This is a genomic window from Chitinophaga sp. H8 (assembly GCF_040567655.1).
Taxonomy (GTDB): Bacteria; Bacteroidota; Bacteroidia; order Chitinophagales; family Chitinophagaceae; genus Chitinophaga; species Chitinophaga defluvii.
In genome coordinates, this window is record NZ_JBEXAC010000001.1 from 3471412 (window position 1) to 3483808 (window position 12397).

Annotated in this window: 11 protein-coding genes; 3 read left to right on the forward strand and 8 right to left on the reverse strand. The window is 44.6% G+C overall.

Annotated features, from left to right (window positions below; genetic code table 11):
* Positions 1-14: 14 nt before the first annotated feature.
* The 8 genes from ABR189_RS13245 to ABR189_RS13280 all read right to left on the reverse strand — a co-directional run bounded on the left by ABR189_RS13245 (position 15) and on the right by ABR189_RS13280 (position 9334).
* Entirely contained in the window at positions 15-1049 is a 1035-nt protein-coding gene (locus tag ABR189_RS13245; RefSeq protein ID WP_354660981.1) for an MBL fold metallo-hydrolase, read from the reverse strand.
* Entirely contained in the window at positions 1049-2623 is a 1575-nt protein-coding gene (locus tag ABR189_RS13250; protein ID WP_354660982.1) for a Na+/H+ antiporter, read from the reverse strand. Before ABR189_RS13250 ends, ABR189_RS13245 begins: the two co-directional genes overlap by 1 nt.
* A gap of 236 nt (positions 2624-2859) precedes the next feature.
* Complete coding sequence (locus ABR189_RS13255; protein WP_354660983.1) at positions 2860-3783, reverse strand: alpha/beta hydrolase; 924 nt, start codon at positions 3781-3783, stop codon at positions 2860-2862.
* A gap of 26 nt (positions 3784-3809) precedes the next feature.
* On the reverse strand, positions 3810-4730 hold the full coding sequence (locus ABR189_RS13260; protein WP_354660984.1) for an alpha/beta hydrolase: 921 nt from the start codon (positions 4728-4730) through the stop codon (positions 3810-3812).
* A gap of 218 nt (positions 4731-4948) precedes the next feature.
* On the reverse strand, positions 4949-5815 hold the full coding sequence (locus tag ABR189_RS13265; RefSeq protein WP_354660985.1) for a helix-turn-helix domain-containing protein: 867 nt from the start codon (positions 5813-5815) through the stop codon (positions 4949-4951).
* Between the two features lie 210 nt (positions 5816-6025).
* Positions 6026-7207 carry a signal peptidase I gene (lepB, locus tag ABR189_RS13270; RefSeq protein WP_354660986.1) on the reverse strand — a complete coding sequence of 394 codons (1182 nt, stop codon included), beginning with the start codon at positions 7205-7207 and terminating at the stop codon, positions 6026-6028.
* 236 nt (positions 7208-7443) lie between these two features.
* The gene (locus tag ABR189_RS13275; RefSeq protein WP_354660987.1) at positions 7444-8112 is read right to left on the reverse strand and encodes an alpha/beta hydrolase; all 669 of its coding nucleotides are present in this window, start codon (positions 8110-8112) and stop codon (positions 7444-7446) included.
* Positions 8113-8149: 37 nt separating this feature from the next.
* Positions 8150-9334 carry a sigma-54-dependent transcriptional regulator gene (locus ABR189_RS13280; protein WP_354660988.1) on the reverse strand — a complete coding sequence of 395 codons (1185 nt, stop codon included), beginning with the start codon at positions 9332-9334 and terminating at the stop codon, positions 8150-8152.
* A 185-nt stretch (positions 9335-9519) separates the two neighbouring features.
* Here ABR189_RS13280 and ABR189_RS13285 point away from each other — a divergent pair, with 185 nt between their 5' ends.
* From ABR189_RS13285 to cysM, 3 genes are all read left to right on the forward strand, one after another.
* Positions 9520-10374: a DUF4846 domain-containing protein gene (locus ABR189_RS13285; protein WP_354660989.1), complete on the forward strand. Its 855-nt coding sequence runs from the start codon at positions 9520-9522 to the stop codon at positions 10372-10374.
* Between the two features lie 230 nt (positions 10375-10604).
* Entirely contained in the window at positions 10605-11420 is an 816-nt protein-coding gene (locus tag ABR189_RS13290) for a serine O-acetyltransferase (RefSeq protein ID WP_354660990.1), read from the forward strand.
* A 24-nt stretch (positions 11421-11444) separates the two neighbouring features.
* Positions 11445-12326, forward strand: a complete 882-nt coding sequence (cysM, locus tag ABR189_RS13295) for a cysteine synthase CysM (protein ID WP_354660991.1) — start codon at positions 11445-11447, stop codon at positions 12324-12326.
* Positions 12327-12397: the final 71 nt, after the last annotated feature.

Sequence of the window (12397 nt, forward strand, 5' to 3'; positions counted from 1 at the left end):
ACGCTAATTTAACGCTACTCCCACCATTTCTCCCAAACCTTTCCCAAAAGATTTAAATCTACTTTTTCTCCGATTTTTGGGGTGGTAACAGGAAAATCTGCTGCGGCTGCAAATGAAGTTACCTGGGCCAGTGGCTCATACCAGGGGTGCTGCGCCAGTTTGAATTTGGAGTTGTGCACCGGTATAAAATTACTGGCTTTTAATTCCTGTGCCTCCTTGACTACTTCAGCGGGAAGCGAGTGGATATACGGCCATTTTTCATTGTATTGCCCACACTCCAGTATCGCCAGATCAAAAGGTCCAAATTGCGCTCCGATCTCCTTGAATTGTGGCCCATAACCACTATCCCCGCCAAGAAATATTTTTTTTGACGGCGTTTGTAAAACAAAAGAAGTCCAGAGTGAAATATTGCGGGACAGCAGTCGGCCGGAGAAATGCCTGGCCGGGGTTAAGGTTACCTTGAAACCATCTCCCAGCTCCACGCTTTCATACCAGTTTTTTTCAATGAGCCGGTCTTTCTCCCAACCCCAATATTCAAAATGCTGGGCTACGCCTAAACCACAAATCACCTTGCCTACCTGCTGTTTTAATTGTTTTATCGTTGCATAATCCAGGTGATCCCAATGATCATGCGAAATAAACAATACATCTATCTGCGGCATATCTCCTGCCTGGTAATGATTTGCTCCGGGAAAAGCCTTTACTGAGCCTCTGATAGGTGATGCATTACCACTGAAAACAGGATCTGTCAGCAACCGCTTCCCATCTACCTGGATAAAGTAAGAACTATGCCCAAACCAGACCAATACGTTTTCGTCCGGTTTTAAATTTTTCAGATCCGTTTCTACATATGGAATCGGCTCGTCAGGTGTTGTATGGGGATGCCTGCCCAAAAAATCCCAGAGTACTCTCATCATGCTCGCCCCTTCTACCAATGCAGGTGTGGCTATCAGGTTCTGAAACTGCCTGTTCTTGTAATTGGAAAGCGTATTAAAATAAGCCTTCCGGTCAGCATCGGGGTACTGGCCATACTTTTTGCTGAAACTCATTAACCCAGTTTTAGTTTTTCTTCTTCCAGATCAATCCGATGAAGAAATTTTCTTATAATCTCTTCATCAATCCGCTGCTCATTTTTATTCTTATGTAAAAGTAAATGGCGCTGCTTTTCTAAAATATCCTTGTAGATCAATTTAACATTTTCTGAAACAATGACGAGTTCATCCGCCTCCAGCTGGCCTTGCCATTGGCTGGCCAGCTTCTGCAAGAGCAGACTCCTTTCCAGCTCCGGCTGATGATTTTGTGTTAAATGAAGCAATGATTCCCTGGCCAGCTCTTCTCCGAGCAGGTTTTCTGTTTCCTCTTCCGGCAGATGATCATTAAAATCAGGCAGCTTTACTTTTTTGATAAGTATAGGCAGTGTTAATCCCTGCAATACCAGCGTTACCAGAATCACTACAAATGTAATGTACAGTACCAGATTACGATGGGGAAAAGGGGTGCCATCAATCGCTACCGGAATAGATAATGCAGCTGCCAGTGAAACCACACCCCGCATCCCTGTCCACCCCATAATAAGTGGTGCTTTCATGCCCGGATTTCTATCTGCTACTGTTATGAAATAACTGGCAATCTTCGTTACAATTAATGCCCCAAAACCTGCAAGCATTCTGCCTAAAATCAACACCAGGGTAATTAACAACCCATATCCGGTGGCCTGATAAAAACTGATCCCTTCTGCTTTCAATCCCGAAACAATTTCTGGCAGGTCCAGTCCAATCAGCATAAATACCAATCCATTCAATAAAAACACAAAACTTTCCCAGACATTCTCTCCTCGTAATCGTGAAGAACTACTTAAAAACCGGTATCTGTGATTGGACAAAAATAATCCGCCCCCCACTACCGCCAGCACGCCGGAAGCATGCACGGCCTCTGCTCCAATATACATGACATAAGGAGTAACCAGGGTAAGAATAATATCCATATTGACATCAGTAGGCAACCATTTATGCGCCTTCAAAAAGATCAATCCTATCAGTAACCCTATGCCCACACCTCCAATCACCATCCAGCCAAAGCTCAGGGCGGCCTCGTACCAGATAAATTGTCCGGTACCTACTGCAATCATGGCAAAGCGGAAAATAATAAGGGAGGAAGCATCATTCAGTAAGCTCTCCCCTTCCAGTATGGAAGACATTCTTTTGGGCACCTTCACAAATTTTAATATGGCACTTGCACTTACCGCATCAGGTGGAGAAACAATCCCGCCCAACACAAAACCTAATGCCAAAGAAAATCCTGGGATAAAAGAATTGGCTACCAGCGCCACGGATATAGCAGTCAGAAAAACTACAATAAAGGCAAAGCTGCCAATGATCCTTCGCCAATGCCAAAGCTCTTTCCAGGAATTTGCCCAGGCGGCTTCATACAATAGCGGAGGGAGGAATATTATAAAGATCAGTTCAGGGTCTATCTTCAGCGGCGGGATTCCTGGGATAAAACTGACTCCCAATCCTGCCAGCACTAATAATACAGGGTAAGCTACTTTAATCTTGTTGCCCAGCATGATCAATAATAATATCAGAACTATCAGGGCCAAATAAAAGGGGAAATGTTCCAGCATATCAGACTTTGATTATTAAAGGTAGAAGTTTCACACTATTGATTCATCCGCAATTTTCAAATCTGTATGCACAAATCCCCAGGTTACCATAGCTGGCTGCTGACCTCCCCATGCGAATTAAAATTTACGCAACTTAATGAACCGGTTCAAATACCAGTTATTTAAATGTAATACTTTTAATCGGTTCATTAAGCAGTGCAAATTGTATGCAGGTTGCTGATCTATACCGGTCAATATCACAGGTGTTCCCGGAAGAAAGGAATGGCTTTTTCCAGTGCCTGGGATACTGCCTCAGGCTTATCATATAGATCATAGTGGGATTGACCTTTTACTGCCAACAATTCCTTCTTTTCAGATTTTGCCCGGCGAACGATTTCAAAACCATCTCTGTAAGCCCCGAAACCTCCGGGCTTGTCACCTACTACTACCAGTATAGGCTGTGTTAACAATACTTCGGCCAGATGAAAGGCATCCCACCCCAAACCTGTACTTAAGCGGGAAAACAATACACTGGTGGCACCATTTGGCTGTCGCCCCCTTGGTGTTTTGTAGTAATCTGTTGCTTCCAGCACATCAATATCTTCAATACCTGCCTTTTTACCATCTTCCACGGATGCCGGCAACATATTATTCACAAATAATGCAGCGCCCCGGGCCTCGGCGGTGCGTTGTTTGGCTACAGCCTCCAGACTTTCAACCGGTGTACCTCCTGCAAAACCATCACGTAATAAACGTCCGAAGTTTACACCCGTAATAGATACCACTGCTTTAAGACGTCTTTCGGTCATAGCTGCATTCAAAGCATAAGCCCCACCGCCGCAAATGCCAAGTATGCCTATACGGTTTTCCTCAACATAGGGTAGTGTCACTAAATAATCAACAGCACAACGGATGTCTTCTACACGTTCATAGGGGTCTTCAATAAATCTTGGCTCACCACCGCTTTCTCCCTGGAAAGCAGCATCAATGGCAAGCACCACAAATCCTGCTGCCGCTAATGCTTTGCCATAAACATTGCTGGAAGTCTGTTCCTTACAACTGCCAATAGGATGTATACTGATAATAGCCGGATAGGTTTTCTTTTCATCAAAATTGTCGGGGAAAAGAAGTAGCCCCGCATTTTCCCAGACCCTGTTCTTAAATGTTATTGCTTGTGACATAATTACTGATTTTTATAAAAACGTGATTAAATATTTTTTTGAAAGAAAGGGGCCAATACTGCTACCGCTTCGGCTACATATTGAGGGCCATCATACAATGACATGTGGTTTGCGCCGGCTACAATATGCATTTGCTTATCCTTGCTGGCTGCACGGTTTATTAAGTCATCGCTCATCCATTTGCTGCCGGCATTACTTCCTGCTACCGCTAGTAACGGCTGCACCAAGAACGCTTCTGCCTTATTGTAAGCATCATAAGAAATAAGCTGTGAAAGACTCCTTGCCGTAGCAAAACCCGGAGCAGTAGGATATTGACAGCGATCGGTATGATAATATTCCCATGCTTCTGCCAGTTCTGCGTTAGGTGCATCCTCTTTCTTTAATGGTGCTAAAGGGATTGTGGCAATGGCGGCGCCGCCCGCATCATTCGTTCTTGCACTGGCACCTGCTATCAGATAAGGAAGGGCATCCGCATCTTTTACATTGTTTTCCCAGCCATTACGGAACATGGCGCCAATATTAACAGCGCTTACTGTTCCCACTGCTTTAATACGATGATCATTAATGGCGGCATTTGCGGTATAACCTGCGCCTGCACAGATACCCATGGCACCAATTCTCTCCGCATCAATGTAAGGTAACGTGGTCAGATAATCGATAACTGCACTTACATCTTCTGTTCTGATATATGGATTTTCCAACTGACGGGGTGCTCCTGTACTTTCCCCCTGATAGGAGGCATCGTAAGCAATCGTTACAAAACCTTTTTCGGCCAGGTGCTGTGCATATAAACCAGCAGTTTGCTCTTTTACGCCACCACCTGGATGGCTTACCACAATAACCGGATATTGTTGCTCCTCCCGAAATCCTTGGGGGAAATTAATGACAGCCGACATCGTAATGCTGCTGTTATTACTGTTCCTGAAATTCACTTTTTGCTGTGACATGATTATTAACTTTTAAACTGTTTGTATAATTGATTTATACAAAGGTAAAAGCAGTCATCGCCACGATTCGTAGACACTTTACGCTAAAACGGATACATTTTACTGATTTTCTCTTTTAACCAAAGGACCGGAAGTATTGCCGGATTTTCAGGTGCTTGTTACAAACAAAAAAAGCAACCTACTGGTTGCTTTCAGATATCCTGCCGCAGATACCGGCATTACTGGTTACGGAATACTTTAGGTGCAAGGCCCGTCTTTTTGCGGAAAAAACGTGCAAAATAATTAGGATAATCAAAGCCAAGGCTATAGGATATTTCACTAACAGATAAAGAGGTATTTCTTAATTTATCTTTGGCCATCCGGATTACAAAATCCTGAATATGATCAATAGGAGATTCCCCTGTGAAATGTTTGATCAGATCTCCAAAATAGTTCGGAGATAAATTAGCCTTTTGCGCAAAAAAGGCAACAGAAGGCAGCCCGGCTACCTCCTCACTTTTACTGAAATAGTTTTCCAGATTTTTATAAAAATCAGTTATCACCTTATGATAAATTTTACTCCTGGTATCAAACTGCCGGTCATAAAAAATCTGGGCATAGGATAATATCAATCCCACATAAGAGAGGATCACCTCCTTTGAATAAAATTCTTTTTGATACTCATCATACGCCTTCCGGTAAAGATCCCAAAGAATCGCTTCTTCTGCTCTGGTAAGAAAAAGGGCCTCATGATTATTATAATGCATAAAGCTATAATCCTTTGCATATTTCTTCAGGAGCTTACCACTCACCAATATGCAGTAACCGGCAACCGGCAGTGTAATATCCCAGTCCAGTGAATTGTGCGGACAGTCCACATACATATAGGAAGCATCAGACTGATCTTCCAACAAATCATAGGTAACGATCTTGTTATCAAAAGGTGGTTTGATGGCCAGCAAATAAAAATCTATCGTAATAGGCGCCGACTTCAGCAACATATCATCTCTTCCTTCGAAATTGGCGATATGCAAATCTTCATTTTTAATATCCCCGATGTTCAGATACTTCGTAAACTCATGTATGTTCAGTATGCGCTTTTCCATTTTATGAGAGGTCCGGTGTTATGCAAAATTAAAAGTTAAGCAGATAGCAGACGGATACATATCATCTGTAAACGGATACATTTTACTGATTTATCATGAATAATAAGGGTAACTAAAATTAACGGCTCCCCCTGCCCCAAAAAGAAAGAGGTTGTAAATCAAAGACTTACAACCTCTCAAGCAGTTATCTGTTAAAATTACAGGAATAGCTTATTTAATAGACTTAAACAGGCGGCTCCAGCGGATACTGCCCTTACCATAGCTCATCCAGATAAGCCAGGCCTTTCCTACCACATGATCTTCCGGTACAAATCCCCAGAAGCGGGAATCCAGGGAATTATCCCGGTTATCCCCCATCATCCAGTAATAATTCATCTTAAAGGTATAGCTGTCGGTAGGCTTGCCATTAATTACAAACTGCCCGTTTTTCTTTTCCAGGGTATTTTCTTCATACACCCGGATAATACGATCATAGATTGCAATATTGGCATCGTTCAGCTTCACGGTAGCTCCTTTTTTAGGAATGTACAGTGGTCCGAAATTGCTTTCTGTCCATTTGTAATTAGCAGTATCATGCGGAAACACATCCATGATGGCTTGTTCCGGATTTACATAAGGTTCTATGCTCTGGATCACCGGGAAAGATTTCAGGCTTTCCACATTGGCAGGTGTCAGATTGTATTTAAACCGCTCTCCATCAGATCCTTCCGGACTTGGGTTGATGTCCAGCTCTTCCAGACGGGAAGGATTCAATGGATCCCCATTGGTTTTTACCAGGTAATTCCGCTCACTTTCAGGTGGAATGGGGGCCTGTTTACCATTTACAAATACCACTCCGTTTACAATGGACAGGGTATCTCCGGATTCAGCCACACAGCGTTTAATATAGTTTTCCCGTTTATCTACCGGACGGGAAGTAACCTGAAACTGACTCCAAACAGCATCCCTGCCATAATTACGTACCAGTGCATAATAACTTTGCTCCTGATGTTCCAACGCTACGGTATCACCTTCGGGGAAGTTAAATACCACCACATCATTACGTTTCACTTCCGTAAAGCCGGGCAAACGCTTGTAAGGCCAGTGTACCGCTTCGGAATAGGCTTTACTGTATTGCGTTAATGGCATGGTATGATGTGTAAATGGAATGGCCAGCGGAGTATTAGGGATACGTGGCCCGTAACTGATTTTGCTCACAAACAGGAAATCATTTACCAGTAAGGTTTTTTCCATGGAAGGAGTTGGAATCGTATACGCCTCAAAGATAAAGGTCCGGATCAATGTAGCCGCGATAATGGCAAATATACCGGCATCCAGCCACTCACGTAAGACAGATTTCTTCTTCTTCGGTTGATTACCATCTTTATCCTTTTTCCAAAATGCCAGGTTCATTCAGTTATGTTTATTGATATTTTAAAAGAACAAATATAATATTATGTATTATGCTACCTAACTTTACGTAGCAAAAGTTTTCTTAAATCTGGCCACCAACGTTAAAATGGCTGCTTTTGTTGCGGTTGTATCCTGTATACCCGAACATTTTCACGATTAAAGATATTGAAAATTTTACGGATCAGCTGGCTGGCCATCTCCCATACTATTAATTGCCTTTCAGACAAAAAAGCCTGCTATGGCGCCTCCTTATCTTTATCTTGCAACACCTGCTGAAGTATCTTATTAATGGCTTCGGCACGGTTTAGTACCATAAAATGTCCACCATCGGGAATAATATGGGTAGGGGTAAGCAGTTTTATCGGGAAAGGAAAGTCCTTTGCACCGTGGATATGCACCAGATTTGGCGGCACCTCTTCATTCTCCCAATGTAATATTGTATTTACTGCCCAGCGCAGATAACCGTAGTCTTTCTTTTGCAGGTATTCGTTGACCAGCTCCAGCTCTTCCTCCGTTTCTATGTTCAGGAACCGTTTTACGATTAATGTCCGCCGGCTATATAGGATGCTGTCCGGCAGGTGGTGCAGCCCCAGTATTTTCACCCATTTGTAATAAGGCGGCTTTTCACGGGTATATTTAATGCTGGACAACAGGATGACCTGTGCTACCGGTATCAGCTTGGCTATTTCCAGGCTCATAACACCCCCAAAGGATACCCCCAGCAGCGTCACCGGCCCTTCCTGTATGCCTGCCGCCATGCGGCTGGCATAATCCCGTAATGGTTCATTCGGTATGGGAGCCAGCCATGGCAGGTAGTGCACCTGGTAATTGTCCGGGAACTTCAGGTTCCGGAAAATCCGTTCATCCGCCCCCAGGCCACTGATCAGGTACAAATGCCTGGTCATAAGCCTGCCGATTTTTGAATTTCACATTGCCCCATCATTAAGAACTTACTTTCTTTCTCTCCCGGTTAGGTACCACAAAGTCATCCACATCTTCCGGACTGATGGTTTTCCCCGACAGGATCACCAGCCTTTCTACCACGTTACGCAATTCCCGGATATTACCTGACCAGATATGGTCCTGCAATCCTTTGATGGCTTCCTTATCAATTCCTTTTTTGGCGATGCCATATTCGCTGCAAACGTTTTGCAGGAAATGATCTACCAGCAGGGGAATATCATCCCTTCGCTCATTGAGCGAAGGGACATGAATTAATATAACGCTTAAACGATGGTATAAGTCCAAACGGAAATTCTTATCTTCTACTTCCCGGAGCAGGTCTTTATTGGTAGCGGCTACTACCCTTACGTCTACACTTATTTCTTTATCGCCACCTACACGGGTAATTTTTCCTTCTTGCAATGCCCGCAATACTTTGGCCTGGGCACTAAGACTCATATCTCCTATTTCATCCAGGAAAAGTGTTCCTCCGTTTGCCTGCTCAAACTTGCCAATACGTTGTTTTACTGCGGAGGTAAACGAGCCTTTTTCATGTCCAAACAACTCACTTTCTATCAGTTCGCTGGGGATAGCCGCACAGTTAACTTCTATCATCGGCCCGCTTGAGCGGTTACTGTTTTCATGAATCCAGCGCGCTACCAGCTCTTTACCTACCCCGTTTTCACCGGTAATCAATACACGGGCATCTGTAGGTGCTACCTTTTCAATGGTATCTTTTATCTTCAGAATAGGGGTGGAAGCCCCGATCATTTCAGGAGTTTTATTCACCTTACGGCGTAATGTCCTGGTTTCTGTAACCAGGGTGGTTTTATCCATCGCATTGCGCAGGGTGATCAGCAAACGGTTTAAATCAGGTGGTTTGGAGATATAATCAAACGCTCCTTTTTTCACCGCATCTACGGCCGTATCTATGTTACCATGCCCCGATACCATTACAATAGGTACATCAGGGTTGGTTTCACGGGCTTTTTCCAGGAATTCCAGCCCGTCCATTTTAGGCATTTTTATATCGCACAATACTGCATCATAGTTCTTCTCTTTAAACATTTTAAACCCTTCCAGCCCGTCCGCGGCTTCATCTACCTTGTATCCCTCATAAGAAAGTATTTCCGATAATGTTTTCCGGATACTTTTTTCATCGTCAATTATTAAAATGTTGGCCATACTGGATTATAAATTTAGTGACGCTTACCATAATATATACGGTAACCAAACAGCGCCAAAATTAAGGAAAGTAAAATAATCGGAAGCGGATAGATTTATCCCATGACAATTTGTTAAAATACCGTTAAATGACCGCTGTAACATATTCCATTTTTCTGAAAATGGATCTTCTTTAAAACAGCAACATGCATCACCTGCTTTTACCACTGCTAAGTTATCCGCTGTTATTGTCTTCCGGCCTGCAATGCCAGCCTGCCCATACTCAAAAAGCGGGCACCGTTACTGCCACTGTTGCCACTCAGGCCGTTATTCCCGACAAGGTAAGCCAATTATCTCCTCCGGCAGGGTATACCCGCCTGGCCGCTTCTCCCGGTTCTTTTGCCGCCTGGCTAAGGAATATAACGCTTAAAAAGGATCCAACGGTATATCTCTACAATAAGCAACCCAAGCCCAATCAAACTGCCCAATATGCTGTGCTGGACATTCCTGTGGGCGACAAAGACCTGCAACAATGCGCTGATGCCGTTATCCGGCTAAGGGCTACATACCTGTACCAGCAAGGCCAGACGGCTGAAATTGCTTTCTCGGCTACAGATGGTACCCGGATAGATTACCCCAGTTGGCAGGAAGGTTATCGGTTTAAACTCCTAAACAACAAGCTGATAAAGGTAAAAAACGGTATTGCCGGGAATTCCAGTGCCAGCTTTGACCTGTACCTGCAAACAGTGTTTGCTTATGCCGGCACGTTATCCCTCAGCAGAGAGCTAAAGCCTGTCGCCCATATCCATAATATCGAGCCTGGCAACGTCTTCATAAAAGGCGGCTCCCCCGGCCACGCCGTGATCGTAATGGATGTGGCCACCAATGCAGCTGGCCAAAAAATGTTCCTCCTGGCGCAAAGTTATATGCCCGCACAGGATATCCATATTTTACAAAATCCGGTAGATAAGACCTTCTCCCCCTGGTATCCCGAAGATTTCGGACAAACGCTGCTTACACCGGAATGGCGCTTTGAGAAAGGGGAATTGATGAGTTGGTGAGCTGTTAGCCTTTAGCCATTGACGGGGAAATACCGGAATAAGAGCCAACAGCTAATAGCCAACAGCTAAAAGCTAAAAAAGAATATATCCCTTTTCCCTGCTATATCCACGCAGGCGTTGTACTTTTATTTTTCAAAAAGTGTGAATTTCGTCAAATAGTCTACTAATTTTGCATACTTAATGCGTACATTCAATATACAAAGAGCCGGTACCTGTAATTATATCCGCAAATGAAAAAATTACTTGAAGACTTAAAGCGGAGACACCAGTTAGCTGCAGCAAATGCTTTTCCCTCTACAGAAGCGGTAAATGATTTTGCCAGCAATCTTATTAATTGGTTATTTCCAGAACATACGGGTAGAGTAATTGCTGACCCTATTTTATTGGAGCAGTACGCCCATCAGTTGCAGGGACAGCTGGCACAGCTGCTGCAATCCATGCAACAGCACCTGCCTGCGGAGGCGATTCCGCTGAGCGAACAGTTTATGGCGCAGGTGCCTGCCATTTATGACAATCTGAATAAAGATGCGGAAGCTATTTTCCAGGGCGATCCTGCGGCTACCTGTCTTTATGAGATCATACGTGCCTACCCGGGCTTTTATGCCATTGCTTTCTATCGCATCGCACATGCGCTGCAGGAGCTGAACATACCCCTCCTCCCCCGGCTGATCACCGAGCAGGCGCATGCCCGCACCGGTATTGATATTCATCCGGGTGCGGTGATTGCGCCATACTTCTGCATAGACCATGGCAGCGGTATTGTGATCGGCGAAACCACCGTCATCGGTGCGCATGTGAAGCTATACCAGGGTGTTACCCTCGGGGCATTGAGTATTGATAAAAGTATGGCCCGGAGCAAGCGCCACCCTACTATTGAAGAGCATGTAGTGATTTATGCGGGTGCTACTATCCTGGGCGGAGATACCATTGTAGGGCATCATAGCGTAATTGGCGGCAATGTGTGGCTGATTAAAAGTACCGCTCCCTTCTCCCGGATTTATTACAAAGCCGATGGGAGCATGAACGTTATTGAAAATTCATATTAGACCATATAAAACACGTACGATAAGATGTCTTCTATTTTAGACCTGGTTGGAAATACCCCGATGGTGGCATTACAACATACTTCTGCAAATCCTCAGGTAACCATTTATGCCAAACTGGAAGGAACAAATCCCGGCGGCAGTGTAAAAGACCGCGCAGCATACGGTATGATCAAAGGCGCACTTGACAGGGGCGAAATAAAACCTGGTATTAAACTGATAGAAGCTACCAGCGGCAATACCGGCATTGCGCTGGCCATGATAGCCGGGCTTTTTGGTGTGGAAATTGAACTGGTGATGCCGGAGGATGCTACCCAGGAACGGGTACTTACCATGGAAGCTTATGGTGCTAAAGTAATCCTCACGCCTAAAGAAGGCTCTATGGAAGGCTCTATCGATTACGCTAATGCCCAGGTGGCCAAAGGCGGCTATCTGATGCTGAACCAGTTTGCCAACCCCGACAACTATAAAATGCACTACCGCACCACCGGCCCCGAAATCTGGCGGGACACCAACGGTACCGTTACCCACTTCGTGAGTGCGATGGGGACCACCGGTACCATCATGGGAGTATCCCGCTACCTGAAGGAACAAAATCCCGATGTCCAGATCGTTGGCTGCCAGCCTACGGATGGTTCCAGAATACCTGGTATCCGCAAATGGCCGGAAGCCTATCTCCCTAAAATTTTTGAAAAAGAACGTATAGACCTCACCATGGATATTTCTGAGGACGAAGCCCGGGCTATGACCCGCCGCCTGGCCAAAGAAGAAGGTATCTTCTGCGGTATGAGCAGCGGAGGCGCCGTAGCTGCTGCTGCCCGCCTGTCCAAAGAACTCTCCTCCGGGATACTGGTTTGCATCATCTGCGACCGCGGTGACAGGTATCTTTCGTCCGACTTATTTAGCTGAGCAAACTAAATACATAAAATGAAAAAGCTGGTCATACGATATGACCAGCTTTTTTTATTCCAGGGTAAGAA